Genomic DNA, 25,775 nt, shown 5'->3' with positions numbered 1-25,775 from the left:
TACTTAACTTAAAACTGATTAAAGGAATGATCATGTCTTCTTCCAGCTTATGGGGCGATGCCCTGAATAATGCCTCGCCTGAACAAGTTATGCAGATGGCGGCAGCGGCGCCAAAGTTACTAAGTGACGCATCGACGTCGGATGGCGATGATGTAGTACGCGACAGAGGGTTGCTCCTCACTAAAAAGCAGATCATTGATTTGCGTAAATATGAAGCAGCCGGCCTGGCGCTGCCGCATACCCTGAAGGATGTCGAAGATTATCTGCGCTATGGCGCGGGGCAGAACGGCGGCCCAGGGTTGAATCCGACAGATTTCCTCTCGACCTTTGTAAACACCCGCAACCACGCAAGACGCTGGTCGCCGCTGCGTGAACGCATCATGATGACCGGGCAGGGGCTGAAGAGCTTTGCCAGCAGCATGCTCAATTATGGCAAGGCGATTCAGGAAGTCTTGAGCGACGATGATTCGGTCGCGTTCCTCAAGAAAAACAAGATTAAAACACTTGCCCAGCTTAAAGCACTCGAAATTGAATTGGGTGACAAGTTTCCAGATATTGAAATTGATCCGGATACCGTCGCGACGTTGGGCTATTACCTGCAGCGAATATTCGAGCGGATCAATAAAAACCTCAGCGATGTGCAAGGCATCAAGAATGACCTGGACCTATTTGGTTATGATCTGCGCGAGCATGTCCTGCCCAGTATAAAACTCAGGGTCGGTTTGATCGACAGCAGTTCGTTGGCAGCAGATATCAAGGTATTGAAGAACGACATCGATAATCGTGCCAAAGAAATCGATATTAAAAACACTGAATACAAGGCCGCTGTTCAGGAGGCATTGAAATCTGCCGCCGGGATGAACATCGTGGGCCTGGCCATGGCTATCTACATGGGGGTGGAGGCGGAAAATATTCGTGCTGCACGCAAAGCGTTGTATGCCGAACAGGAACGGGATATCCAGGTGTTGGCGAGCAAGAACCAGACACTCGGTTCTCTTGCCCGCGTCAAACATGACCTGCAAAGTCTGATGATCGTGGCCATCGATGCCGACATCGCCACGCAGAACCTGATGCATGTCTGGAAAAGCCTCTACCTGCACATTTCCAACTCGGTCGCTGCGATGGGCCGTGTCAACGATGCCTTGAGCCTGCGGGTCTTCGGTACCGAGTTCGAAGAAGTCGTGCTGCCATGGAAAGCCATCGAGACCGACTCGGACAAGCTTATTCAGGTCTTCAAAGAGGCTGATGAAGAATACGAGCGCAACTATTCGTTCAGCACGCGAACCTCGCGTGTGATCAGTCTCAGCGCGACAGTGAGCTATCAGCCTGTGGACATGGCCACCCTGGCCGCCACTGTCGAACAGATGCGTGAAGCTCGCACTCAGGCAGAAGTCTTGAAGACTAAACTGGGTTACCTGCCCGATCTGTTCGACCGCTTCAAGCGCACTGTGAGTGGCATGGGGCAATGCCAAAACCAATTGCAGGATTCGGCCCAGACCGGAGTGAATGATCTGCAAAACAGCCTGCGACGTCTCGCCCGCAACGAGAAGGATCGGTTGAAAGAAACCGATCCTGAGGTCATTGAAGAAATCGACGATGAGCGCAAGGATATTTTGCGTTCGATTTCCTCTGCCATGACCAGGCAGGCAACTCTGGTGCGTAACGCCTTGCGCAATATTGATGCACGGTTTGATATGCGCCTGACGCAGGCTTACATCGCCGATTTCCAGCGCGACGCGCTCGTGGCCGATGCAGAAATTGCGCAGCTGGACAGCAAACTTGCAGAGCTTGCGGCTGATCGAAAGGTCATCATTGACGGGGTCAATCTGCTGGAAAAAAGCGGTATCGAGAATCTGGGCAAGGACGTTGAGCTGACCATCGCCAAGATCACCGAACTGGGCCTCGCTCCGCCGGAAATCAAACTGGTGATGGCGGCCATCGACCAACTGAAGCGAACACTTATTGGCATTAGTGAGTCTGTGCGCTTCCTGGACATGGTGCGTGAGAGCGACAAGCTGAAGCTGAAAATCGATGGCGTGCAGGCCGAGATTGAACGCGAGCGCGCGGGTATCCGTGATTCGCAAGGCAAGGTCACTTACCTGAAGGCCATTCACGCCATGGAAGACTGTCGCGCCGAATATGCCGCCACCTACCGTCCTGCCGTGAATGCTTTTGAGCAGTTGCGCGATGCAATCGATGCCGACGTGTCGGACGACTGTGATGCACTCAGTGCCGCGTTGAAACAGCATGCGCCACTGTTTATCGCTTTCCTTAATCCGCTGTCCGTTCCGCAGCGCTGAGTCTGCCGGTAGGCGTGCTCTGCATTTGTATGTGATATCAGAGTCCGGCGCAGGATTGCCGATGGGCACGGTTCCATCGGCAATGAAAGTACGATCAGACTAAGGAGAGGCTGATGCTTGAATATTTACTGGCAGAAAAAAACTTCGCTGCATTGAAGCAGTACGTGAAGTTTCTGCAGGATCTACCCCCTGCCTTGCAGGAAATGACGGAGTTTACTGAAATCTTCGAACGGCAAAAGCACATCATGGTGCCGCCGCCGAATGTTCAAAGCCTGAGGCAGGCTGCACAAACCAGTGAAATGTGTTGGCGGGCGATACAGGTGGCCACACCGGCGCTCGGCAGCCATTCTGCGCAGGTGTTGCGTGAGATTTTTGCCTTCATCGAAGAGTTTCAGGTCGTCGTTTCAAAGGCCGACAATCGCCGAAAGACGATCGTCACGATCGATCCGCGGCAATTTTCACTGGTGAGGTCGCCTGCCTGGGGCAATGCACCTGCCGAAAGCATCATCGATGTGCTGCGCGAAATGGATCGCCGGCTTGAGCAATATCGGGGCATGGTGCTCAATTTCAAAACCCGGGTGATCGGACTGGCCGAGTCGATCCACGGCATCTTCGTGCGTTTCATCGAGTGCCTGACGATGCCGATATGCACGTGCGATAAACCGATCCCCAAGATCGAGGCCTATTACAGTCTGGGTAAAATCGGTCTGCCCGGCACGACTTATGAGCCAGGCCGGTTGTATTCGCAGGAGGAGCGAATCGCGCAGTCCAAAGAACATGTCGAGTTTCTGTTCAACCTGCGCCGGCGCGCTGCCAGTGCGGCGAACAACCTCAGCGATTTCTGCTATCGGATGTCGTGCATGCTGGATGAAGCGCAACAGATGCTTCGAAACCATTATCCGGCGATGACGATGGCGCGGGCGAAATCTGCGCTGCCGATGCTCAAGGGGCCGTTGAACGATGTGCAAAGCATGTCGGACCAACTGGGCAAATTGCCCCGGCTGTAACGCATAAAAAAGCCCATGACAGGTCATGGGCTTTTTGCGTTACGGGTAAGACGCTTACACGTAATACGACTTCAGCGGCGGAAAGCCGTTGAACTCGACCGCGCTGTAACTGGTGGTGTACGCACCGGTCGACAGCCAGTACAGACGATCACCGATCGCCAGGTTCAGCGGCAAACCGTACTTGTAGTTTTCGTACATGATGTCGGCGCTGTCGCAAGTCGGGCCGGCGATGACCACTTCTTCCATCTCGCCTTTCTTCTCGGTCCAGATCGGGAACTTGATCGCTTCGTCCATGGTTTCGATCAGGCCGGAGAACTTGCCCACATCGGTGTACACCCAGCGCTCGACGGCAGTACGCGATTTGCGCGCAACCAACACCACTTCGCTGACCAGAATACCGGCGTTGGCGATCAACGAACGGCCTGGCTCGAGAATGATTTCCGGCAGATCATCACCGAAGTCTTCCTTGAGGAAGCGGATGATTTCTTCGGCGTAGGTTTCCAGGCTGTTGGTGCGGGTGATGTAGTTGGCCGGGAAGCCACCGCCCATGTTGATCAGCTTGAGATGGATGCCGTCTTCTTCTTTCAGACGCTCGAAGATCACTTTGACCTTGGCGATCGCCGCGTCCCAGACGCTGATGTCGCGCTGCTGCGAACCGACGTGGAAGGAGATGCCGTAAGGCACCAGGCCGAGATCGCGGGCGAGGATCAGCAGGTCCATGGCCATGTCGGTCTGGCAGCCGAATTTGCGCGACAGCGGCCAGTCTGCCGTGGTCGAGCCTTCGGTGAGGATGCGCACATAAACTTTCGAACCCGGCGCAGCCTTGGCGATGTTGCGCAGGTCGGCTTCGGAGTCGGTGGAGAACAGACGTACGCCCTTCTCGTAGAAGTAGCGGATGTCCTTGGATTTCTTGATGGTGTTGCCGTAGCTGATACGGTCGGCGCTGACGCCGCGATCCATCACTTTGTCCAGCTCATAGATCGAGGCGATGTCGAAGCTCGAGCCTTTCTCTTTGAGCAGGTCGATGATCTCGACGGCCGGGTTGGCCTTGACCGCGTAGTAGACCTTGGCGAATTCGAAACCGGCGCGCAGGTCATCGTAGGCCTGGCTGATCATCGCGGTGTCGATCACCACGAACGGGGTTTCCTGTTTGTCGGCGAACGCCTTCATTTTGTCAAAAGTGGCGCGCGCGAAATAATCTTCGACCTGGATCGACATGCTAGGGAGCTCCTATGGCAAACGTGTAAAAACAATGGGTGCAAATGAACGTCCTCCGTATCCCCACTTTGGTTCGCCTACTTCCCAAGGCATGTCGCCGAAAGCAAAAAGGCCATGGGTGCGTTGCTGCCCTTGGCCTTGCTGTCTCGTCGTCAGTACTTGAGCCGGATGGATCGTTTCCAGCATGGACGTTCGGCGCGAACTTTAGGGCGTGAGGGGCCTGAGATCAACAAAAAATGTCGCATTTCTGCACGCTTCCGTCGTGCGGTCTTCCCTGACTCCTGATGTAACCGACCGAGATGACAGAAGGATGTTCCCCTCGCAGAATTCTTTCCTTCCGCCAGCATCCTCAAGCTCGCGTAATAACGGCCCTTGAAGTTTATTTCGAAAAAGTATCAATGACGCTGTTAAGACTGTCATTTCTGACAGGTGTTTATTGTTCTTTATATCCCTAAGGTAGGCACCGGTAACTCTCTTTTAACCAAGTGCAAGCAAGCGTGCCGGAACTTTAAAGTTATCCGCACCCACGTGCCCGTGCGCTGCTGATTTATCGAACTATCACGTCGGGGATCAAAGGATGAAAAGAATAAGTGCGTTATTGATTGCGCTGACCCTGTCCGGTTGCGCAACACATGAAGTACCGCAGGAACAGCCGACACTCGTCACTGCTTCAGCGCCGATCAACGTGAGAGCCAATGGCACCGGCCCGGAGATCGCGGCTTACTTGACCAAGGCCTACAACGACACGGCGACCCTGTGTAAAAATCGTCCGTCAGCCCCAGCGTTTCTGTGCTCTGGCGTACTCTTGCGTGCTACGAACCATTCTGCCAGTTACCGATTCTGGGATCCGAACCCCCAGTCGACCGGCGTTTCGTTTTCCTTCCTCCGTACCGATGCAAATTTCAACAAGTTGGTGTTTGGTTATAAAAACGGCTTTATTTTCTATCCATTGTTTTTCTCTCCGGTGGGTAAGGTCTACCCAACGGTCTTATGTTTCTTTCCGGTCGATGCGGGTGCCGACTTGCGCGATGATCAAGGCTGTGGAGTACAAGTGGCTTATCCTGTCGTTGGCAAACCATGCCAGTCCCAAGGTATTAACACCGCTGCCCAATATATTGATCACTACAACAAGTCGACGGTGAAGTATGGAAGCCTGTGCGGATTTAATGTGCGCGATAGCTTAAATGAAGGGGCAACCACTGCATTTAACGAGGCGCTCAAGGCGCAGGGCATGGGCGGCACCTTTGCTTTCAATACGCAAAACGAATTCCGCATGGGTAAATGGGCTCAGGGCCTGGGTAAAACCTTGCCGATCGAAGCGGTTTTTTACATCAGTGATTCTGGCAAGGCCTCGGCCCAGGCCGATCAGAAGGATTTCAAGACCCACACCGATATCTGGATTCCGGTGATCAAAATCACCCTGCCCCAAACGCCCACCGAAAAAGCCAAGTTCGAGTTTTTCGCGGCCGACCAGGCCATTACCTCCTGAACGAACAACCGGGCCATTCTCCGTGGAGACTGGCCCGGTTCGCCGTATCAGGCCAGCGCCGTCTCTGCTGGCGAGACAATGCTGGTTTTACCCCCTCGGGATTTACCCGAGCTCAGATACTCGGCAATCGACTCCTGCGTCACCTCACCGAGGAACACGCGCTCGGCGTCCATCACTGGCAACCACGAACGATTGAACTCGTACATGCGTGACAACAGAATGCGCAAATGCTCGTCGTAGGCGGCCGTGGCGTTGAACTCGCGCAAGTACTGCGCGCACGTGCCGGTCTGACGGTGCAGGTCGCGACGGCGCACATAACCCAGCGCCTTGTTCTCGGCACAGGTGATCACCACATAGCGACGGTCATGCTCGTCCATCAATTCCAGCGCATCGGCCACCGGGGTTTCCGGGCTCACCGACGGCGCGTTGTCCGCCGCATCTTCCGCTTTCACCAACAGCAGACGCTTGAGCGTGCTGTCCTGACCCACAAAGTTGCTGACAAAATCGTCCGCCGGATGCGCCAATAGCGTGTCCGGATGATCGATCTGCAGCAGTTTACCGGCGCGGAAAATCGCGATCTTGTCGCCGAGCTTGATGGCTTCGTCGATGTCATGGCTGACCATGATCACGGTCTTGTTCAGCGCGCGCTGCATCTCGAAGAATTCGTTCTGGATCATCTCGCGGTTGATCGGGTCGACCGCACCGAACGGTTCGTCCATCAACAGCAGCGGCGCGTCAGCGGCCAGTGCACGGATTACGCCGATGCGCTGTTGCTGACCACCGGACAATTCGCGCGGGTAGCGATGCAGATACTGCTTGGGCTCCAGCTTGATCATGCTCATCAATTCGCGGGCGCGGTCGTGGCATTTCTGTTTGTCCCAGCCGAGCAGTTTCGGCACGACGACGATGTTCTCTTCGATGGTCATGTTCGGGAACAGACCGATCTGCTGGATCACGTAACCGATGTTGCGACGCAGAGTCACTTCGTCGAGATCAGTGGTGTCCTCACCGTTGATGAGGATCTTGCCCGAGGTCGGTTTGATCAGGCGGTTGATCATCTTCAGCGTGGTGCTTTTGCCGCAACCCGATGGCCCGAGGAACACACAGATTTCGCCTTCATTGACGGTCAGGCTTACCGAGTCCACGGCTTTGACATCTTTGCCGTTGCTTTGGAAAGTTTTGCTGAGGTTTTGAAGTTCGATCATTTGAGCAGTCCTTTTGGAGTCAACGAGCGTTGCAGCCATTGGAGAAACAGGTCAGCGAAAATGGCCAGAAGACTGACCAGCAGCGCGCCGACGATCAGCATCGACATGTCACTGCGGCTGATGGAAGCAAGGATCAACACACCGAGGCCACCGGCGCCGATGGTCGCGGCGATGGTCATCACGCCGATGTTCATCACCACGGCGGTGCGCACGCCAGCGAGGATCACCGGCACGGCGATCGGCAATTCAACCATGCGCAGGCGCTGGCCGAAGGTCATGCCGATGCCGCGTGCGGCTTCACGAATACCGGGTTCTACGCCGGTGAGGGCGAGGTAGGTGTTGCGCATGATCGGCAGCAATGAATAGAGAAACACGGCGGTGATCGCCGGCATCGGGCCGAGGCCCTGGCCAAATTTGGAGTAGAACGGCAGCAGCAGACCGAAGAGGGCAATCGACGGCACGGTCAACAGCACCGTGGCGCTGGCCTGCAAGGGGCCGGCGAGGGTCGGAAACCGCGTCATCAGAATGCCCAGCGGCACGCCAACGACAATTGCCAGGGTCACGGCGATGCCGACGAGGGTGATGTGCTGCCAGGTCAGGTGCATCACCTGCTGCCAGTCGAGGTGGGAAAAGGCGTTCAAAAATTCCATGACTTTTCCTCCTTAGTTAAGTGGATGCTGGCGCAGGAAATCGGCGGCCACTTTCGATGGGCTTTCGTGATCGACGTCGACCCGCGCGTTGAGCTGGCGCATGGTTTCGTCATCGAACAGTTCGGCCAGCGGCTTGAGTTGCTCGGCCAGTTGCGGGTGCGCGTCGAGGTAGGCCTGACGCACCACCGGCGCCGCGGTGTAGTCGGGGAAGTAATGCTTGTCGTCTTCCAGCAGCTTGAGGCCGAAGGCGTTGAGGCGACCGTCGGTGGTGTAAACCAGGCCGGCGAACACCTGACCGTTGCGCAGCGCGGTGTAGACCAGACCCGCATCCATCTGGCGGATGTTCTTGCGGCTCAGGTTCATGCCGTAAAGGTCGACCATGCCGATCAGGCCGTCGGAGCGGTTGGCAAACTCGGTATCCAGCGCTACCAAGTGATTAGTCTTGGCCTCGGCGCGCAGCACTTCGTTCAACTGGCTGATGTTGTTGATCTGCGGATATTCTTCAGCGACCTTTTTCGGCAGCGCGAGGGCGTAGGTGTTACTGAATTTCGACGGCGTCAGCCAGATCAGGCCTTTTTTTGCGTCGAGTTCTTTCACCCGGGCGTAGGACTGGGCGCTGTCGAGTTTTTCGGTGACATGGTTGTAGGCCACCAGCGACACGCCGGTGTATTCCCAGAGCATGTCCAGTTGTCCGCTTTCGTGGGCGCTGCGGGCGAGGTTGCTGCCCAGACCACCGGTGATCTGCGCGTCATAACCTTTACTGCGCAGGTATTGCGCGGTGATTTCGGCGAGCAGGGTCTGCTCGGTGAAGACCCGGGCGCCGAGGCGGATCACCGGTTTTTCAGCGGCTTGCGCGATGCCCGCGAACAGCAGGACGCAACCTAAGATCAAACAAAGTCGTTTCATATTCATTCCTTCGCAAAAGCCTTAAGACGGGCGCAAACCGCGTTCCAGCCAGAGGCGGCTGGCGAGGGTGACGACGCCATCGAGCAGCAAGGCCAGCAGCGCGGTGCACGCGGCGCCGAGCAGCAGTTGCGGCTGATTGTTCAGGGCGATGCCGGGGAAGATCAGGCTGCCGAGGCTGTTTGCGCCGATCAGGAACGCCAGTGGCGCGGTGCCGACGTTGATTGCCAACGCCACGCGCACACCACCGACAATGATCGGCACCGCGTTGGGCAATTCGACTTTCCACAGCACTTGGCGCGGCGTCATGCCGATGCCGACGGCCGCTTCTTTGAGCGAGCCCTGGACGTTTTTCAGGCCTTCGTAGGTGTTGCGCACAATCGGCAACAAGGAAGCGAGGAATAAAGCGAAGATCGCCGGGCCACTGCCGATGCCGAGGACGCCCAGGGCAATCGCGAGCACGGCCAACGGAGGCACGGTGTTACCGATATTGAAGATCTGCATGAAGCGTTCAGCACGGCCGACCATGGTCGGGCGACTGAGGAAGATGCCGGCAGGGATGCCCACGACAAGGGCAGCCAGCATTGAAGCGAGGACGAGAATCAGATGAGCTTGCAGGTAAAACAACAAATCGTCGCGGTAGTGTTCGATCGTGTTGATGCCGATCCAGTGGACCAGCAGGGCCAGGAGCGCGATCACCACCGCACCTCCCATCAGCCCTTTGCCATAGCGGATAGCCACAGGCGGACTCCTTTTTTTGTAGTCGGCGAACGCTCTCCCGTGTGGCATGCCAAGCCTTGGCTGCCGGGAGTGAACGTTCGCGAGAAGCAGCTCCCTCAGCACCGGCAAAAAGCGGTCTGAAAGCGAGCCATGAGCGCAGCCTCGTCAGGCTAACTTGCTGATTTTTCAGCCCCTGACGAAAATTCGTAACAGGGGATGGACGTCTCCGTGCTTTAAAAGGTTCCCACATAAGATGCCATCTGGCCACCGGTAGGAGCTGCCGAAGGCTGCGATCTTTTGACTTTGTTCTAGAGCAACAGATCAAAAGATCACAGCCTGCGGCAGCTCCTGCGGGGTTTTGCGGGTCCGAGGGACGGTGGTTCGGCGGTTACTTTTTAAGCTATACTCGCCGCCCTTTTTTGAATCACCGCCAGGCGATTTCCCATGACCAACCAGGCCGCCGAAGTCGCGAAACGCCGCACTTTCGCCATTATTTCCCACCCCGATGCCGGTAAAACCACGATCACCGAAAAGCTCCTGTTGATGGGCAAGGCGATTGCAGTGGCCGGTACGGTGAAATCCCGTAAATCCGATCGCCATGCGACATCCGACTGGATGGAGATGGAGAAGCAGCGGGGTATTTCCATTACCACGTCGGTCATGCAGTTCCCGTATCGCGAACACATGATCAACCTGCTCGACACCCCGGGCCACGAAGACTTCTCCGAAGATACCTACCGCACCCTGACCGCGGTGGACTCGGCATTGATGGTCCTCGACGGCGGTAAAGGTGTCGAGCCACGGACCATCGCGCTGATGGATGTCTGCCGTCTGCGTGACACGCCGATCGTCAGCTTCATCAACAAACTCGACCGTGACATCCGCGACCCGATCGAACTGCTCGACGAAATCGAAGCCGTTCTGAAGATCAAGGCGGCGCCGATCACCTGGCCGATCGGTTGCTACCGCGACTTCAAAGGCGTGTACCACCTGGCCGACGACTACATCATTGTTTACACCGCCGGTCATGGTCACGAGCGCACCGAAACCAAGATCATCGAAAAGCTCGATTCGGACGAGGCGCGCGCGCACCTGGGCGACGAGTACGAGCGTTTCATCGAGCAGTTGGAACTGGTTCAAGGCGCCTGCCACGAATTCAACCAGCAGGAATTCCTCGACGGTCAGCTGACCCCGGTGTTCTTCGGTACGGCTTTGGGCAACTTCGGTGTTGATCACGTACTCGACGCCGTTGTCGATTGGGCGCCGCGCCCGCTGGCCCGTGTGGCCAACGAGCGTACCGTCGAGCCGGTCGAAGAGAAGTTCTCGGGCTTCATCTTCAAGATCCAGGCGAACATGGACCCGAAACACCGTGACCGCATCGCCTTCATGCGTATCTGCTCCGGCAAGTACGAAAAAGGCATGAAGATGCGCCACGTGCGCACCGGCAAGGACGTGCGCATCGGCGACGCCCTGACGTTCTTCTCCTCCGAGCGTGAGCAGCTGGAAGAAGCGTTCGCCGGCGACATCATCGGTCTGCACAACCACGGCACCATCCAGATCGGCGACACCTTCAGCGAAGGCGAAACCCTTGGTTTCACCGGCATTCCGCACTTCGCCCCGGAACTGTTCCGTCGCGTACGCCTGCGTGATCCGCTGAAATCCAAGCAACTGCGTCAGGGCCTGCAACAACTGGCCGAAGAAGGCGCAACGCAAGTGTTCTTCCCGGAGCGCAGCAACGACATCATTCTGGGCGCCGTCGGTGTGCTGCAGTTCGACGTGGTCGCCAGCCGTTTGAAGGAGGAATACAAGGTTGAGTGCTCGTATGAGCCGATCACTGTGTACTCCGCTCGTTGGATTGAGTGCAGCGACAAGAAGAAGCTTGAGGAATTCTCCAACAAGGCGGTGGAAAACCTTGCAGTCGACGGCGGTGGTCACCTGACCTACCTCGCCCCGACGCGGGTTAACCTGGCGTTGATGGAAGAGCGCTGGCCGGATGTGAAATTCCGTGCGACGCGTGAGCATCACTAAGTAGAAGTCACTGCATTTCGCGACGTTGAACGTTGAGTAGTGCTGGTGCGAAAGAAGCCCCACAGGCATTTGCCTGTGGGGCTTTTTTGCTTTCTGGCTTAGTTGTCCACTGTCAGGTCTGACAGTAGACGCTGGTTTTGCGAGGACGTTAGATGAGTGAACGGCGCCGTCGCCGATCATGCAGAAGGGATTGCTGATGACCCGTCAAACCGCATCGAATACGCAGGGGGAGCTTTGGGCAAAAAATGAGCAAGGCAGTCAAATATTCGAAGCCCAGGACCTACAGTTTTTGCAACCGGACTCTACCGCGATTTGGGTGGGGGGCGAGGTCAATGGAAGCTTTGACCAGCGCCTGCACTTTTACATTCCCAAGAAGTATTGGTTGGCAGGGGTTCACCCAATCAATCTCGATAAAGACACCGAAGCTTATTACAACGATCAGTTCGGCAAGACCTGGACGACGCAGCCTGGCGGCGAGCTCACGATCCTGCAGATTGATCTGGCCATGGAAACAGTGATCATTAAATTTGAGTTCGTCACAAAAAAAACGTCGATGATGGGGATTGCCTAACGTTAGCCGGTTCAGGCTGGCTTAAAGGCTTCACGACCGACCCCTCACCTGCCAGCGCTACTTATCTTCAAACATTAAGAAACGCGAAAAATCCGGCTTAGTTGTCATCGCTATTAACGCTATTCAAAACCGGTCTTTCATCGCCCGGCATTTTCTCCATTCCCTTAGCGTCCTATCTGGTGAACCCGGCTGATCGGAACTAGATTTCACACAGCACCAGTCAGGCACGTATGTCTCACCTGCAAAAGGATGGAGTCGGTTATGAAGAGCAGATTGCTACGCGTTTTATTGCTGTTGAAAGTGATGGTGATGCTGTCCCTCGGCACCGCGACGGCCTGGGCCGAGTGCGAGGATCACGATTCTCAGGCGTTCAACGGGCAGGTCGGGCACAGCTCGATGATGCTCGCCAAGTCGGAGTCCGAACCGGGTGACCAGGATCAGGGCGGCAGCGCCGATGATGACGACTCGACCACCGACGAGCCGGACACTGATGATCCGGACGAAGGCGACAGCCAGACGTAGATCAAAGATCAAATAAACCCCTGGTTGCGATATCCCTGTAGGAGCTGCGGCACGCTGCGATCTTTTGATCTGGATTTTATCAATAAGAATCTAAAGATCGCAGCGTGCCGCAGCTCCTACAGTTTTAACAACGACTGCCGCGAGCGAGAGCCCGCAAAGTCTGAGCCGACAGCCAAAAGAAAACCCCTTGCGCCTCGACTGATGCGCAGTCGATGCAGAAGGGGTTTGCTCACACTTCAACCCTGGATAAACACGACCCCTGTAGGAGCTGCGGCACGCTGCGATCTTTTGATCTTGAATCTGAAAATCAAAAGATCGCAGCCTCGTTTCACTCGACAGCTCCTACAGGTTTTGTGTCGGTCTCCAGTTTTGCTTACGCCGCGCCGTCGAGGAATTGCTCGGCGTAGTGGCAAGCCACCTGCCGGCTGTCGAGCTGGCGCAACAACGGCTCTTCAGTGCTGCAACGCTCGGTCGCGTACGGGCAGCGCTTGTGGAAAGCACAGCCGGGCGGCGGATTGAGCGGGTTGGGGAGTTCGCCGACAATCTTGATTTTCGGCTTGTTCGGGTCCGGGTGAATGGTCGGGGTCGCCGACAACAGCGCCTGGGTGTACGGGTGCAGCGGACGCTCGTAGATGTCGTTTTTCGGACCCAGTTCCACCGGGCGACCGAGGTACATCACCATCACGTCATCGGCCACGTGCTGCACCACCGCGAGGTTGTGCGAAATGAACACGTAAGCGGTGTTGAACTCCTGCTGCAGATCCATGAACAGGTTGAGCACCTGCGCCTGAATCGACACGTCCAGTGCCGAGGTCGGTTCATCTGCCACCAGCACTTTCGGTTGCAGCATCATTGCGCGCGCCAGGGCGATACGCTGGCGCTGACCGCCGGAGAACATGTGCGGATAACGCTGATAGTGCTCAGGACGTAAGCCAACCTGCTTCATCATCGCCTGGACTTTCTCGCGACGTTCGGCAGCGCTCAGGTTGGTGTTGATCAGCAGCGGCTCGCCGAGCTGGTCACCGACTTTCTGCCGTGGGTTCAACGACGCGTACGGGCTTTGAAAGACCATTTGCACGTCTTTGCGCAGTTGCTTGCGCTGGGCCTTGTCGGCGCCGGCGACTTCCTGGCCGGCGATTTTCAACGAGCCGGACGACGGGTCTTCGATCAGCGTCAACGCGCGGGCGAGGGTGGATTTACCGCAGCCCGATTCACCAACAACGGCGAGGGTCTTGCCGGCTTCCAGTTCGAACGACACGCCGTTCAGTGCGCGCACGGTCGCGTGGCCCTTGAACAGGCCACGGGAGACTTCATAGTGACGGGTCAGGTCGCGGGCGGTAAGTACGACGGCCATTACGCCACCTCCTGGTTCAGCGGGAAGAAGCAGCGGGCGAGGCTGTGGGCTTTCGGATCAAGGCCTGGACGCTGCGCACGGCAGCTGTCCTGCACGTACGGGCAGCGCGGCGACAGCAGGCAACCCTGCGGACGGTCGTAACGGCCCGGAACGATGCCCGGCAGGGTCGACAGACGTGCGGCGCCGAGGCTGTGCTCGGGAATCGCCTTGAGCAGCGCTTCGCTGTACGGGTGCGCCGGGATGTCGAACAGTTGCGGTACCTGACCGACTTCAACGGCTTGCCCTGCGTACATCACGCAGACGCGCTGGGCGGTTTCAGCCACGACCGCGAGGTCGTGCGTGATCAGCACCAGGCCCATGTTCTGTTCTTTCTGCAACGCCAGCAGCAGATCCATGATCTGCGCCTGAATCGTTACGTCCAGAGCAGTGGTCGGTTCGTCGGCGATCAGCAGTTTCGGTTCGCCGGCAATCGCCATGGCGATCGCAACGCGCTGGCTCATACCGCCGGACAGTTGATGCGGGTAGGCGTCCATACGGCTGGCAGCGCCCGGGATTTCGACTTTTTCCAGCAGTTCGATCGCACGTTTACGCGCCTGCTTGCCGGACATTTTCAGGTGCAGGCGCAGCACTTCTTCGATCTGGAAACCGACGGTGTAGCTCGGGTTCAGCGCGGTCATCGGGTCCTGAAAAACCATCGACAGGTCTTTGCCGACGATCTGCCGACGCTGACGATTGCTCAGCTTGAGCATGTCTTTGCCGTCAAAGCTGAGCGAGTCGGCGGTGACGATGCCGGGATGCTCGATCAGGCCCATCAGCGCCATCATGGTCACGGATTTACCCGAACCCGACTCGCCGACGATGGCCAGTACTTCGCCTTTGTCGACTTTCAGGTCGAGGCCGTCGACCACCGGGGTCGCGGTCTTGTCGCCGAAGCGAACGTTGAGATTCTTGATTTCTAGCAGTGACATGGGAATCTCCTCAGGCGGCGTTCTTGAGTTTCGGGTCCAGCGCATCGCGCAGACCGTCGCCCATCAAGTTGATTGCCAGCACGCTGAGCAAAATGGTCAAACCAGGCAGGCTCACCACCCACCAGGCGCGTTCGATGTAGTCGCGGGCCGAAGCGAGCATGGTGCCCCACTCAGGGGTTGGCGGTTGTACGCCAAGGCCGAGGAAGCCCAGTGCGGCGGCATCGAGAATCGCCGAGGAGAAACTCAAGGTCGCTTGAACGATCAGCGGCGCCATGCAGTTCGGCAGCACGGTGATGAACATCAGGCGTGGCAGACCGGCACCGGCCAGGCGCGCGGCGGTCACGTAGTCGCGGTTCAGTTCGCCCATCACCGCGGCACGGGTCAGACGCACGTAGGACGGCAGCGAAACCACAGCAATGGCGATCACGGTGTTGATCAGGCCAGGGCCGAGGATGGCGACAATCGCCACAGCCAGCAGCAGCGATGGCAGGGCCAGCATGATGTCCATCAGACGCATGATGGTCGGGCCGATCATCTTCGGAAAGAAACCGGCGAACAGACCCAGCAGAATCCCCGGAATCAGCGACATCACCACCGAAGACAAGCCGATCAGCAGCGACAGGCGCGAGCCCTGGATCAGACGCGACAGCAGGTCGCGACCGAGTTCATCGGTACCGAGCAGGAACTGCATCTGCCCGCCTTCGAGCCACGCCGGTGGCGTCAGCAGGAAGTCGCGGTATTGCTCGCTCGGGTTATGCGGTGCCACCCAAGGGGCGAACAGCGCGCAGAAAATCACCAGCAACATGAACAGCAGGCCGGCAACCGCGCCTTTGTTCTTCGAGAAGGCTTGCCAGAATTCTTTGTACGGCGACGGGTACAGCAGGCTTTGATCCGCGTTGGTGGCGGAAGTCGCTACTGAGGAAGTTGGAGTGCTCATTGGATTGGACCTCAGCGCTGATGACGGATGCGTGGGTTGGCAAAGCCGTAGAGGATGTCCACTACGAAGTTGACCAGAATCACCAGGCAGGCGATTAACAGGATGCCGTTTTGCACAACCGGATAGTCCCGGGCGCCGATGGCTTCGATCAGCCATTTACCGATGCCGGGCCAGGAGAAAATGGTTTCGGTCAGGACGGCACCCGCCAGCAGGGTGCCGACTTGCAGGCCGACCACGGTGAGTACCGGAATCAGCGCGTTACGCAGACCGTGGACGAACACCACGCGCGACGGCGACAGGCCTTTGGCCTTGGCAGTGCGGATGTAGTCTTCGCGCAGCACTTCGAGCATCGACGAACGGGTCATCCGCGCGATCACTGCCAGCGGGATGGTGCCGAGCACGATGGCTGGCAGGATCAGGTGATGCAGCGCATCGAAGAACGCACCGACGTCATCGGCCAGCAGCGTGTCGATCAGCATGAAACCGGTGCGCGGCTCGATGTCGTAGAGCAGGTCGATGCGCCCGGAGACCGGCGTCCAGCCCAGGCTCACCGAGAAGAACATGATGAGGATCAGGCCCCACCAGAAGATCGGCATCGAATACCCCGCCAGGGAGATGCCCATCACCCCGTGGTCGAACAGGGATCCTCGCTTGAGTGCCGCAATCACCCCGGCCAGAAGCCCGAGAATGCCGGCAAACAGCAGGGCGGCCATGGACAGTTCCAGGGTCGCCGGGAAAAGGGAGGTGAACTCGGTCCATACGCTCTCACGCGTACGCAGGGATTCGCCGAGATCGCCGTGGGCCAGTTTGCCGATGTAGTCCAGATACTGGGCATACAGCGGCTTGTTCAGACCTAGGCGTTCCATTGCCTGAGCGTGCATTTCGGGGTCGACCCGACGTTCGCCCATCATCACTTCCACGGGGTCGCCAGGGATCATGCGAATCAACGCGAAGGTCAGCAAGGTGATGCCGAAAAACGTGGGGATCAACAACCCCAGTCGGCGGGCAATAAAACTAAACATCTTGTGTGGTACCTCATCAGCCGGTTAGGCGTGCCCGGCTTCCCTGGGGTCAGGGAGGCCGGGAGTTTCTTATCTACTTCACCTGGGTGGTGGCGAAGTTATTAGTGGTGAGAGGGCTGATGTGATAGCCCTCTACATTCTTGCGCATTGCGGTAAACATCCTGGTGTGGGCCATGCTGATCCATGGCTGGTCCTGATTAAACAGCACTTGTGCCTGTTCGTAGAGCGCGGCGCGTTCGGCCGGATCTACTTTAGCCCGTGCTTCATCCAGCAGTGTCTGGAATTTCTCGTTGCACCAGCGTGCATAGTTCTCGCCGTTCTTGGCCGCTTCACAACTGAGCATAGGCGTCAGGAAGTTATCCGGGTCACCGTTGTCGCCCGCCCATCCGGCCGACACCATGTCGTGTTCGCCGGCCTTGGCGCGTTTAAGCATCTCGCCCCATTCCATCACGCGGATGTCGACCTTGATCCCGACTTTCGCCAGGTCAGCCTGCATCATCTGCGCGCCGAGCATCGGATTCGGGTTGGTCGGGCCGCCGCCGTTGCGGGTAAACAGGGTAAACACGGTGCCGTCAGGAACCCCGGCTTCCTTGAGCAGGGCACGGGCCTTGTCGAGGTCGCGTGGCGGGTTTTTCAGGTCGTGGTTGTAACCCAGCAGCGTGTCCGGGTACGGGTTGACCGCAACGGTTGCATTGCCCGGGCCAAACAGAGCGTTGACGTAAGCCGCTTTGTCGAAAGCGATATCGATCGCCTTACGCACGCGCACGTCGCTCATGTATTTGTGCTGAGTGTTCATGGCGATGTACGAAACGGTCATGGCGTTCAGTTCATCGACCTTGAGCTTGTCGTCTTTCTTGATGCTCGGGATGTCATCCGGTTTCGGGTACAGCGCGATCTGGCACTCGTTGGCCTTGAGCTTCTGCAGGCGCACGTTGTTGTCGGTGGCGATCGCCAGGATCAGCGCATCGGCCGGTGGCTTGCCACGGAAGTACTCAGGGTTGGCCTTGAAGCGCACCTGTGCATCCTTGGCGTAACGCTGGAAGATGAACGGGCCGGTGCCGATCGGCTTGTTATTCAGGTCGCCAGCCTTGTTGGCCTTGAGCAACTGGTCGGCGTATTCAGCGGAATAGATGGCCGTGAACGGCATGGCGACGTCGGCGAGGAACGGTGCTTCGCGACGCGTCAGGGTGAACTTGACGGTGCTGTCGTCGACTTTCTCGACGCTTTTGAGCAGTTCCTTGAAGCCCATGCTTTCAAAGTATGGGAAGCCCACGCTCGACAGTTTGTGCCACGGGTGATTCGGGTCCAGCTGACGCTGGAAGCTCCAGACCACGTCGTCGGCGTTCATGTCGCGCGTCGGCTTGAAGTATTCGGTGGTGTGAAACTTGACGCCTTGGCGCAGGTGGAACGTGTAGGTCAGGCCGTCTTCACTGATGTCCCAGGTGTCTGCCAGCGCCGGTACGATCTCCGTGGTGCCGGGCTTGAAGTCGACCAGACGATTGAAGATGGTTTCGGCCACCGCATCGGCAGTGACTGCAGTTGTGTACTGGACCATATCGAAGCCTTCCGGGCTGGCTTCGGTGCAGACCACCAAGGGTTTGGCCGAGACGCCCAGGGCGGCACTCAGCAAGGCGGCAGCGATGGCCGCACGTAGGGGAAGCATTTTCATCGATAACCCTCTGCAATCGGTTGAAGACAAAAAACCGCACGGCCGACTCTTCATGAGTCAGCCGACGGTTGGCGTTTTTACAGGATGTTGAACGGGATAGTGGTCACGAGACGGAACTCGTTGATGCTGCCGTCAGCCTGGTTTTCGCTGGCGCGGTGGGTGGTGTAGGTCGCGCGGATAGTGGTGGCCTTGAGCGGGCCGCTCTGCACGGCGTACGAAGAGCCGATGCCGTATTCGTAATGGTGTTCGCCGTCCATGCTGCGCACGTCATAAGCGGTACCGACGTAGTGAGTACCGTCGATGCCCCAGCCGCGAGCGCTGTAGGCGTTGAACTTCAGGCCCGGAATGCCGTACTCGGCCATGTTGATGCCGTAGGCGATCTGGAAGGATTTCTCGTTCGGTCCGTTGAAGTCCGACAGCAGGGAGTTGGCCAGGTAGATGCCGTTGGTTTCGTGCAGGTAGTCGAAGTACTCGTTACCGTTCACTTCCTGGTACGAGAAGGTCAGGGTGTGTGCCTGGTGAGTCAGACCGAACGACAGCGAGTAGGTGTCGTTGTCGATCTCACCCATCAACTTTTTGCCTTCGTCGACGGTCTTGTAGTAGTTCAGGCCGGTGGTCAGGCTCAGTACCGAGCTGTCACCCAGTTCGTGGGTGGCGCCGAAGTAGTACTGGTTCCAGAAATCTTCAGCCTGGGTCGCGTAGAGGCTGGTTTTCAGGCTCTTGAGCGGCTGATAGTTCACGCCTGCAGTGTTGACGTGGTCGGTTTCGACACCGGTGTTGCTGTATTCGGTGCGGAATTTCGACAGGCTCTGTTCGGTACGTGGCGACACGCGGTCGAAGGTTGCGAGGTCGAACGACAGGTTGTCGAATTCTTCACTGTGGATCGCCACACCCTCGAAGCTCGAAGGCAGCGGACGGTTGCCGATAACGTCGACGATCGGGCTGCTGAAGTTCATGCGGCCGGCGGTCAGGGTGGTGTTGGAGATACGCGCCTTGACGTTGGCCAGACCCAGTTTGCTCCATTGATCGACGGCGTCGCCGTTGGAGTGGGCGAGGGTGCGGTTGGAGCCGCCCTTGATGTCTTCGCGGCTGCGATCCAGTGCGATGGCGTTGTAAGCCGCGACTTCGGTGCTGATCCCCACGGTGCCTTGGGTGAAGCCCGAGGTGTAGTTGAGGATGGTGCCCTGAACCCAGTTGATCCGGCGCGAGCCGGTCAGGGTTTCGCCGTGGCGTTCATAGCTGAAAGTGCCGCCGCGCTGTTTGTCTTCGTTGGCGTACCAGTTACGGGTCGAACCCGACAGGCTCTGGCCATCGATGAAACCCTTGGCTTCGGATTGGGCGCTGGTGCTGGCCAGTTGCGTCGGAATGAAGTCCTGGCTGACGCTTTCAGCATGGGCCCCGGCGGTGATGCTGCTGATGGCCAGGGCCAGTATCGCGGTGCTGCTCAGTTTCATGGGTGAAGCTCCTTTACTTTCTTTTTATGCCGGCTTTTTTGGGTTGGCCGGTTATTGGTTTAGAACTCATTCACACATCGCAAACGTTTGCAGAAGGCCGGATGGGCGAATTTCGGCAAAGCGCTTGCGTGAGGGGGTAGACAGCCCCCTCAGCGTTGCGGCTAATCGGTTGGTTTAATCGATACTGACACCCGAGAAAACGTTGCGACCGAACGGGCTGACTTTGAACCCTTCGATTTTCGTGCTCAGCGGCTGGTTGACCGTCGAGTGGGCGACAGGCGTGATCGGCACTTGCTGTTTAAGCAATTGCTGGGCCTGTTTATAGAGCACGGTGCGCTGGTCACGGTCGGTAACGACCTTGGCCTCTTTGATCAGCTTGTCGTAAGCCGGATCGCACCACATGGAATAGTTGTTGCCGCCAATGGCATCGCAGCTGTACAGCGTGCCCAGCCAGTTGTCCGGATCACCATTGTCACCGGTCCAGCCGATCAGGCTGATGTCGTGCTCGCCATTCTTGGTGCGCTTGATGTACTCGCCCCATTCATAGCTGACGATCTTCACTTTCAGACCGATCTTGGCCCAGTCCGCCTGAAGCATTTCGGCCATCAACTTGGCGTTCGGGTTGTACGGGCGCTGCACCGGCATCGCCCACAGGGTGATTTCCGTGCCTTCCTTGACGCCGGCAGCCTTGAGCAGCTCTTTGGCCTTTTCCGGGTTGTAGGCGGCGTCTTTGATGGTGTCGTCGTAGGACCACTGAGTCGGTGGCATGGCGTTGACGGCCAACTGACCGGCGCCTTGATAAACCGCGTTGAGAATCCCCTGTTTATTCACCGCCATGTCCAGCGCCTGGCGCACTTCGAGTTGGTCGAAAGGTTTGTGCCGGACGTTGTAGGCGATGTAGCCGAGGTTGAAACCCGGCTTGGAGATCAGTTGCAGTTTTGGATCGTTCTTCAACGCTTCTACATCGGCCGGGCGCGGATGCAGAGTGATCTGGCACTCGCCGGCCTTGAGCTTCTGCACGCGCACCGAAGCGTCGGTGTTGATGGCGAAGATCAGGTTGTCGAGTTTGACCCGGCTCGGGTCCCAGTACTGCTTGTTGCCGGTGAAGCGGATGTTCGAGTCTTTCTGATAACTCTTGAACACGAACGGCCCGGTGCCGATCGGCTTCTGGTTGATGTCGCTCGGTTTGCCATCGGCCAGCAGTTTGTCGGCGTATTCGGCGGACAGAACGGCGGCGAAGCTCATGGCGAGGTTCTGGATGAACGCGGCGTCGACGCTGTTGAGCGTGAACTCCACGGTCAGCGGCCCGGTCTTCTCGACCTTGGCGATGTTCTTGTTCAGGCTCATCCCGTTGAAATACGGGAACTCGGTGGGATAGGCCTTACGGAATGGCTGCTGTGGATCAAGCATGCGATTAAACGTGAACAACACGTCGTCCGCGTTGAAGTCGCGGGTCGGCTTGAAGTACGGCGTTGTATGAAATTTCACACCTTCACGCAGGTGAAAGGTGTACTTGAGACCGTCCTCGGAAATGTCCCACTTGGTTGCCAGACCCGGGACGACATTGGTCGCGCCTTTTTCGAACTCGACCAGACGGTTGTAGATCGGTTCGGCGGCGTCGTTGTCGGTCGCGGTGGTGTATTGCGCGGTATCAAAACCCGCCGGGCTGCCTTCGGAACAGAACACCAGGCTTTTGCTGGCGGCGAAACTGGCGGACGAGACGGCCAACAGACCGGCGCCCAGCAATGCGGAAAAAACCAAGGTATGGCGCATGACGCTCCCTCTTTTTTTAGTGTTGTGCAATGCGCCGCGTCTCGTCCTGAAACGTTGTGGTCGCATTGAGCTCAATCCAATACGTACAGCAAACCGTTGGCCCACGCAGGCACTGGTCAGAACCCGACGGTAGGGGCCGCGGGACTGGCAGTAAATGCGTAAAAGCCTGAAAACCTCGTAGGAAAAGTCGACGCGCCTAGACCGTTGCAGTCACCCGCAGTGGAATTGGCTGTAAGAAAATTCCTAACTTCCCGGCAGGTAAAACAGCGGCGACGTCATGAACGTCGCCGCTGTGATGCCTTATTTGCTGACGCTGACGCCGTAGAAGGAGTTCAAGCCGAATGGGCTGATCTTGAAATCCTGCACGTTGGCGCGCATGGGTTGGTACACCGTCGAGTGAGCGATAGGTGTCATCGGGACTGCATCTTTGAGGACGTGTTGCGCCTCTTTGTACAGTTCGGTGCGCTTGCCTTGGTCGGTTGTGCGCTTGGCTTCTTTGACGAGGCCGTCGAACTTCTTGTCGCACCACTTGGAGAAGTTGTTGCCGCTGAGCGAGTCGCAGCCGAACAGCACGTTCAGCCAGTTGTCCGGATCACCATTGTCACCGCTCCAGCCAATGAGCATGGCCTGGTTCTCGCCACCTTTGGAGCGCTTGATGTACTCGCCCCACTCATAGCTGGTGATCTTCACTTTCAAGCCGATCTTGGCCCAGTCGGACTGGAGCATTTCGGCCATCAGTTTGGCGTTCGGGTTGTATGGACGCTGAACCGGCATCGCCCACAGAACGATTTCGGTACCTTCCTTGACGCCGGCTTCCTTGAGCAGCTGCTTGGCTTTCTCAGGGTCGTACTTGGCATCTTTGATGGTGGTGTCGTAAGACCACTGGGTTGGCGGCATGGCGTTGACCGCCAGTTGGCCCGCGCCCTGGTAAACCGAATCGATGATCTGTGGCTTGTTCACGGCCATGTCCAGCGCCTGACGTACACGCAGGTCAGCCAGCGGGTTTGGCTCGTTGCTGTCCTTGACCTTGTCCATCACGTTATAGGCGATGTAGCCGAGGTTGAAGCCCGCCTGATCAGGCATCTTCAGGGACTTGTCTTCTTTCAGCGCTTTCAGGTCGGCCGGACGCGGGAACAGGGTGACCTGGCACTCGTTCTTTTTCAGCTTCTGGATACGTACCGACGGGTCGGTGGTGATAGCGAAGATCAGGTTGTCGATCTTCACGTCATCCGGCTTCCAGTAATCCTTGTTGCCGGTGTAACGGATGTTGGAGTCTTTCTGGTAGCTCTTGAACACGAACGGACCAGTGCCGATCGGCTTCTGGTTGATGTCGGCGGCTTTGCCTTCCTTGAGCAACTGAGCCGCGTACTCGGCGGACTGCACGGAAGCGAAGCTCATGGCCATGTTCTGGATGAACGCCGCGTCGACTTCTTTCAGGGTGAACTTGACGGTGTGGTCGTCGACTTTATCGATCTTGGTGATGTTGGTGTCCATCCCCATGTCGGTGAAGTACGGGAATTCGGTCGGGTACGCCTTACGGAACGGGTCATCCTTGTTAATCATGCGATTGAAGGTGAACAGCACGTCGTCGGCGTTGAACTCACGAGTCGGCTTGAAATACGGGGTGGTGTGAAACTTGACGCCTTCGCGCAGGTGGAAGGTGTACGTCAGCCCATCATCGGAAATGTCCCACTTGGTCGCCAGACCAGGAATCACGGCGGTGCCGCCGCGCTCAAACTGGGTCAGACGGTTGAACATGGTTTCAGCTGAGGCGTCGAAGTCGGTTCCGGTGGTGTACTGGCCCGGGTCGAAACCGGCCGGGCTGCCTTCGGAGCAGAACACCAGGTTAGTCGCAGCGGATGCGAAAGGTGCGGAGGCTAACAAGCCTGCGCCGACTAGAAACGGAATGACCGCGTGTTTAAGCATGTTGGCCTCATGATTTGTTGTCATTTTTTAGTTGTGAGGTACGACCTCGTGAGTCGTGCCTGCGGATACTTATGCAGGGGCCATACCCATTGCAAGATCCAGAGTGTGAGCGAGCGTTAAACGGTGGCACGTACGTACCTTAATGTCGCATCTGTATAACTTTTGACGCATTTGACCGTTTGCGCGTGGTTTTTACGGTGCAAACGAAGCCCCAAAACGGTGCGCCGGTCACGTTGTGCGCGCCGCGTTGGGGCTTGGTGTTACTTATTTATACCCACACCGTAGAAGGGGGTTAGACCGAACGGGCTGATCCGGAAGTCAGTAACTTCCTTGCGCAGTGGCTGGAACACCGTGGAGTTGGCGATCGGGGTGATCGGCACCTGCTGTTTAAGAATCAACTGGGCCTGTTGATACAGTTTTACCCGCTGCGTCTTGTCGGTGGAGACTTTGGCCTGCTGCACCAGCTTGTCGTAGGCCGGGTCGCACCATTTGGCGTAGTTGCTGCCTTTCACCGCCGCGCAGCTGTAGAGCACGCCGAGCCAGTTGTCCGGGTCACCGTTGTCACCGGTCCAACCATAGATCATCGCGTCGTGTTCGCCATTTTTTGCACGCTTGATGTACTCGCCCCATTCATAGCTGACGATGTTGGCCTTGATGCCGATTTTCTCCCAGTCCTGCTGGATCATCTGCGCTGACATCCGCGCATTCGGGTTCGAGGCGCGCTGCACCGTCATTGCCCAGAGGTTGATGGTTGTACCCGGTGCAACCCCTGCTTCTTTAAGTAGCACCCGCGCTTTGACCGGATCGTAAGGGGCGTCCTTGATATTCGGGTCATACGACCATTGCGCCGGCGGCAAGGCGTTTTGCGCCAGCTGGCCGGCACTCTGGTAGACGGCTTTGATGATCGCCGGTTTGTCGATGGCCATGTCCAGCGCCTGCCGCACTTTAAGCTGGTCGAGGGGTGCGTGGGTGGTGTTGTAGGCGAGGAAGCCGAGGTTGAATCCGGCCTGTTTGAGCACGCGCAGGTTCGGGTCTTTTTCCATCACTTCGATGTCGGCCGGGCGTGGGTAGCCGCTGACCTGGCATTCGCCGGCCTTGAGCTTTTGAAGGCGCACGGCGGCGTCCGGGGTGATCGAGAAGATCAGGTTATCGATTTTGACGTCTTCGGGTTTCCAGTAGGCCTTGTTGGCGGTGTAGCGGATTTGTGAATCCTTCTGGTAGCGCTTGAACACGAACGGGCCGGTGCCGACCGGTTTCTGGTTGAGGTCGGCGGCTTTGCCTTCCTTCAGCAGTTGGGCGGCGTATTCGGCCGATTGCACCGAGGCGAAGCTCATGGCGAGGTTTTGCACGAACGCGGCGTCGACGTTGTTGAGGTTGAAGCGCACGGTCTGGTCATCGAGTTTTTCGACCGATTTGATTGTGGTGTTCAGGCCCATGTCGGTGAAGTACGGGGATTCGGCCGGGTAGGCCTTGCGGAAGGCGTTGTCCGGGTCGAGCAGGCGCTGGAAGGTGAAGAGGACGTCGTCGGCGTTGAAGTCGCGGGTGGGTTTGAAGTAGTCGGTGGTGTGGAATTTTACGTTTTGGCGCAGGTGGAAGGTGTATTGCAGGCCGTCCGGGGAGACGTCCCATTTTGTTGCCAGGCCGGGTTCGATGTCGGTGCCGCCGCGCTGGAATTGGGTGAGGCGGTTGAAGACGGTTTCGGCGGAGGCGTCGAAGTCGGTGCCGCTGGTGTATTGGCTGGGGTCGAAGCCGGCCGGGCTGGCTTCGGAGCAGTAGACCAGGGTGGTGGCGGCGTTTGCCAGTGGGGCGGTTGTGGCCAGGGCCAGGGAGATCAGGAGCGGTTTTAGGGTGGATCTTGGCATGGAATCCCCGGGGAAATTGGAGGTGGTGGTTTTTTTAGGGTAGCGGGGATTTGGGGGGCTTCGGAAATATCGTTTTTCCTGTTGGAGTGTCTATCTCGGTATATGTGGCTGGTTTTGTTGGGGTATATCCGTTGCTGCGGTAACGGCCGCTTAGGGTTCCGCCCTTACGGCGGGTCACTTTTTCCAGACGCCGAAAA

Annotated in this window: 20 protein-coding genes; 6 read left to right on the top strand and 14 right to left on the bottom strand. The window is 57.6% G+C overall.

What is annotated here, in order from left to right; genetic code table 11:
- Nucleotides 1–32 precede the first annotated feature (32 nt).
- A complete protein-coding gene (locus ACZZ0B_RS22025; protein WP_463546226.1) occupies nt 33–2,300 on the top strand; it encodes an alpha-xenorhabdolysin family binary toxin subunit A in 2,268 nt (755 codons plus the stop codon).
- Between the two features lie 113 nt (nt 2,301–2,413).
- A complete protein-coding gene (locus ACZZ0B_RS22020) occupies nt 2,414–3,307 on the top strand; it encodes a hypothetical protein (RefSeq protein WP_463546225.1) in 894 nt (297 codons plus the stop codon).
- Between the two features lie 54 nt (nt 3,308–3,361).
- On the opposite strand, the gene ACZZ0B_RS22015 is transcribed toward ACZZ0B_RS22020, so the two are convergent.
- Nucleotides 3,362–4,525 (bottom strand): type III PLP-dependent enzyme, encoded by a 1,164-nt coding sequence (locus ACZZ0B_RS22015; protein WP_008088754.1) that lies wholly within the window; start codon nt 4,523–4,525, stop codon nt 3,362–3,364.
- Nucleotides 4,526–5,102: 577 nt separating this feature from the next.
- On the opposite strand from ACZZ0B_RS22015, the gene ACZZ0B_RS22010 reads away from it, so the two are divergent.
- A complete protein-coding gene (locus ACZZ0B_RS22010; protein WP_008088752.1) occupies nt 5,103–6,014 on the top strand; it encodes a hypothetical protein in 912 nt (303 codons plus the stop codon).
- Between the two features lie 47 nt (nt 6,015–6,061).
- Here the strand turns inward: ACZZ0B_RS22010 and ACZZ0B_RS22005 are convergent, their stop codons facing one another.
- From ACZZ0B_RS22005 to ACZZ0B_RS21990, 4 genes are read right to left on the bottom strand one after another with little or no spacing between them, the layout of a single operon-like run.
- A complete protein-coding gene (locus ACZZ0B_RS22005) occupies nt 6,062–7,219 on the bottom strand; it encodes an osmoprotectant ABC transporter ATP-binding protein OsmV (protein WP_463546224.1) in 1,158 nt (385 codons plus the stop codon).
- The gene (locus ACZZ0B_RS22000) at nt 7,216–7,869 is read right to left on the bottom strand and encodes an ABC transporter permease (protein ID WP_007915307.1); all 654 of its coding nucleotides are present in this window, start codon (nt 7,867–7,869) and stop codon (nt 7,216–7,218) included. Before ACZZ0B_RS22000 ends, ACZZ0B_RS22005 begins: the two co-directional genes overlap by 4 nt.
- A gap of 12 nt (nt 7,870–7,881) precedes the next feature.
- Nucleotides 7,882–8,775 (bottom strand): glycine betaine ABC transporter substrate-binding protein, encoded by an 894-nt coding sequence (locus ACZZ0B_RS21995; RefSeq protein WP_008088748.1) that lies wholly within the window; start codon nt 8,773–8,775, stop codon nt 7,882–7,884.
- A gap of 21 nt (nt 8,776–8,796) precedes the next feature.
- Nucleotides 8,797–9,486: an ABC transporter permease gene (locus tag ACZZ0B_RS21990; protein ID WP_169844036.1), complete on the bottom strand. Its 690-nt coding sequence runs from the start codon at nt 9,484–9,486 to the stop codon at nt 8,797–8,799.
- Between the two features lie 450 nt (nt 9,487–9,936).
- Here ACZZ0B_RS21990 and ACZZ0B_RS21985 point away from each other — a divergent pair, with 450 nt between their 5' ends.
- From ACZZ0B_RS21985 to ACZZ0B_RS21975, 3 genes are all read left to right on the top strand, one after another.
- Nucleotides 9,937–11,520: a peptide chain release factor 3 gene (locus ACZZ0B_RS21985; RefSeq protein ID WP_007915312.1), complete on the top strand. Its 1,584-nt coding sequence runs from the start codon at nt 9,937–9,939 to the stop codon at nt 11,518–11,520.
- 196 nt (nt 11,521–11,716) lie between these two features.
- Complete coding sequence (locus ACZZ0B_RS21980) at nt 11,717–12,091, top strand: hypothetical protein (RefSeq protein ID WP_463546223.1); 375 nt, start codon at nt 11,717–11,719, stop codon at nt 12,089–12,091.
- 261 nt (nt 12,092–12,352) lie between these two features.
- Nucleotides 12,353–12,613: a hypothetical protein gene (locus tag ACZZ0B_RS21975; RefSeq protein WP_008088743.1), complete on the top strand. Its 261-nt coding sequence runs from the start codon at nt 12,353–12,355 to the stop codon at nt 12,611–12,613.
- A gap of 373 nt (nt 12,614–12,986) precedes the next feature.
- Here the strand turns inward: ACZZ0B_RS21975 and ACZZ0B_RS21970 are convergent, their stop codons facing one another.
- The 9 genes from ACZZ0B_RS21970 to ACZZ0B_RS21930 all read right to left on the bottom strand — a co-directional run bounded on the left by ACZZ0B_RS21970 (nt 12,987) and on the right by ACZZ0B_RS21930 (nt 25,578).
- Nucleotides 12,987–13,967, bottom strand: coding sequence for a peptide ABC transporter ATP-binding protein (locus tag ACZZ0B_RS21970; RefSeq protein WP_463546222.1), 981 nt, complete (start codon nt 13,965–13,967; stop codon nt 12,987–12,989).
- On the bottom strand, nt 13,967–14,935 hold the full coding sequence (locus ACZZ0B_RS21965) for an ABC transporter ATP-binding protein (protein ID WP_008085268.1): 969 nt from the start codon (nt 14,933–14,935) through the stop codon (nt 13,967–13,969). The genes ACZZ0B_RS21970 and ACZZ0B_RS21965 overlap by 1 nt, the downstream gene beginning before the upstream one ends.
- A gap of 10 nt (nt 14,936–14,945) precedes the next feature.
- Nucleotides 14,946–15,872, bottom strand: a complete 927-nt coding sequence (locus ACZZ0B_RS21960) for an ABC transporter permease subunit (protein WP_008085271.1) — start codon at nt 15,870–15,872, stop codon at nt 14,946–14,948.
- A gap of 11 nt (nt 15,873–15,883) precedes the next feature.
- Nucleotides 15,884–16,894, bottom strand: a complete 1,011-nt coding sequence (locus tag ACZZ0B_RS21955; RefSeq protein ID WP_008085273.1) for an ABC transporter permease subunit — start codon at nt 16,892–16,894, stop codon at nt 15,884–15,886.
- A gap of 73 nt (nt 16,895–16,967) precedes the next feature.
- Nucleotides 16,968–18,563: an ABC transporter substrate-binding protein gene (locus ACZZ0B_RS21950; protein ID WP_008085274.1), complete on the bottom strand. Its 1,596-nt coding sequence runs from the start codon at nt 18,561–18,563 to the stop codon at nt 16,968–16,970.
- Nucleotides 18,564–18,640: 77 nt separating this feature from the next.
- Nucleotides 18,641–20,017, bottom strand: a complete 1,377-nt coding sequence (locus ACZZ0B_RS21945; protein WP_463546221.1) for an OprD family porin — start codon at nt 20,015–20,017, stop codon at nt 18,641–18,643.
- 174 nt (nt 20,018–20,191) lie between these two features.
- On the bottom strand, nt 20,192–21,790 hold the full coding sequence (locus ACZZ0B_RS21940) for an ABC transporter substrate-binding protein (RefSeq protein ID WP_008085279.1): 1,599 nt from the start codon (nt 21,788–21,790) through the stop codon (nt 20,192–20,194).
- Nucleotides 21,791–22,090: 300 nt separating this feature from the next.
- On the bottom strand, nt 22,091–23,716 hold the full coding sequence (locus ACZZ0B_RS21935; protein ID WP_008085281.1) for an ABC transporter substrate-binding protein: 1,626 nt from the start codon (nt 23,714–23,716) through the stop codon (nt 22,091–22,093).
- Nucleotides 23,717–23,976: 260 nt separating this feature from the next.
- On the bottom strand, nt 23,977–25,578 hold the full coding sequence (locus ACZZ0B_RS21930) for an ABC transporter substrate-binding protein (protein ID WP_463546220.1): 1,602 nt from the start codon (nt 25,576–25,578) through the stop codon (nt 23,977–23,979).
- Nucleotides 25,579–25,775: the final 197 nt, after the last annotated feature.

Source organism: Pseudomonas sp. AC247 (assembly GCF_979258015.1).
Note: the sequence above shows the minus strand (reverse complement) of the source record. Positions and strands in the feature narration are given on the sequence as shown.

What these genes read in the sequence shown, in the direction of transcription:
- ACZZ0B_RS21935 (WP_008085281.1), bottom strand. Translation starts at nt 23,716, where the DNA reads ATGCTTAAACACGCGGTCATTCCGTTTCTAGTCGGCGCAGGCTTGTTA.
- ACZZ0B_RS21940 (WP_008085279.1), bottom strand. Translation starts at nt 21,790, where the DNA reads ATGCGCCATACCTTGGTTTTTTCCGCATTGCTGGGCGCCGGTCTGTTG.
- ACZZ0B_RS22020 (WP_463546225.1), top strand. Translation starts at nt 2,414, where the DNA reads ATGCTTGAATATTTACTGGCAGAAAAAAACTTCGCTGCATTGAAGCAG.
- ACZZ0B_RS22015 (WP_008088754.1), bottom strand. Translation starts at nt 4,525, where the DNA reads ATGTCGATCCAGGTCGAAGATTATTTCGCGCGCGCCACTTTTGACAAA.
- ACZZ0B_RS22025 (WP_463546226.1), top strand. Translation starts at nt 33, where the DNA reads ATGTCTTCTTCCAGCTTATGGGGCGATGCCCTGAATAATGCCTCGCCT.
- ACZZ0B_RS21965 (WP_008085268.1), bottom strand. Translation starts at nt 14,935, where the DNA reads ATGTCACTGCTAGAAATCAAGAATCTCAACGTTCGCTTCGGCGACAAG.
- ACZZ0B_RS21945 (WP_463546221.1), bottom strand. Translation starts at nt 20,017, where the DNA reads ATGAAACTGAGCAGCACCGCGATACTGGCCCTGGCCATCAGCAGCATC.
- ACZZ0B_RS21990 (WP_169844036.1), bottom strand. Translation starts at nt 9,486, where the DNA reads ATGGGAGGTGCGGTGGTGATCGCGCTCCTGGCCCTGCTGGTCCACTGG.
- ACZZ0B_RS21970 (WP_463546222.1), bottom strand. Translation starts at nt 13,967, where the DNA reads ATGGCCGTCGTACTTACCGCCCGCGACCTGACCCGTCACTATGAAGTC.
- ACZZ0B_RS21995 (WP_008088748.1), bottom strand. Translation starts at nt 8,775, where the DNA reads ATGAAACGACTTTGTTTGATCTTAGGTTGCGTCCTGCTGTTCGCGGGC.
- ACZZ0B_RS21960 (WP_008085271.1), bottom strand. Translation starts at nt 15,872, where the DNA reads ATGAGCACTCCAACTTCCTCAGTAGCGACTTCCGCCACCAACGCGGAT.
- ACZZ0B_RS21975 (WP_008088743.1), top strand. Translation starts at nt 12,353, where the DNA reads ATGAAGAGCAGATTGCTACGCGTTTTATTGCTGTTGAAAGTGATGGTG.
- ACZZ0B_RS21985 (WP_007915312.1), top strand. Translation starts at nt 9,937, where the DNA reads ATGACCAACCAGGCCGCCGAAGTCGCGAAACGCCGCACTTTCGCCATT.
- ACZZ0B_RS22010 (WP_008088752.1), top strand. Translation starts at nt 5,103, where the DNA reads ATGAAAAGAATAAGTGCGTTATTGATTGCGCTGACCCTGTCCGGTTGC.
- ACZZ0B_RS21950 (WP_008085274.1), bottom strand. Translation starts at nt 18,563, where the DNA reads ATGAAAATGCTTCCCCTACGTGCGGCCATCGCTGCCGCCTTGCTGAGT.
- ACZZ0B_RS22005 (WP_463546224.1), bottom strand. Translation starts at nt 7,219, where the DNA reads ATGATCGAACTTCAAAACCTCAGCAAAACTTTCCAAAGCAACGGCAAA.
- ACZZ0B_RS21930 (WP_463546220.1), bottom strand. Translation starts at nt 25,578, where the DNA reads ATGCCAAGATCCACCCTAAAACCGCTCCTGATCTCCCTGGCCCTGGCC.
- ACZZ0B_RS21980 (WP_463546223.1), top strand. Translation starts at nt 11,717, where the DNA reads ATGACCCGTCAAACCGCATCGAATACGCAGGGGGAGCTTTGGGCAAAA.
- ACZZ0B_RS21955 (WP_008085273.1), bottom strand. Translation starts at nt 16,894, where the DNA reads ATGTTTAGTTTTATTGCCCGCCGACTGGGGTTGTTGATCCCCACGTTT.
- ACZZ0B_RS22000 (WP_007915307.1), bottom strand. Translation starts at nt 7,869, where the DNA reads ATGGAATTTTTGAACGCCTTTTCCCACCTCGACTGGCAGCAGGTGATG.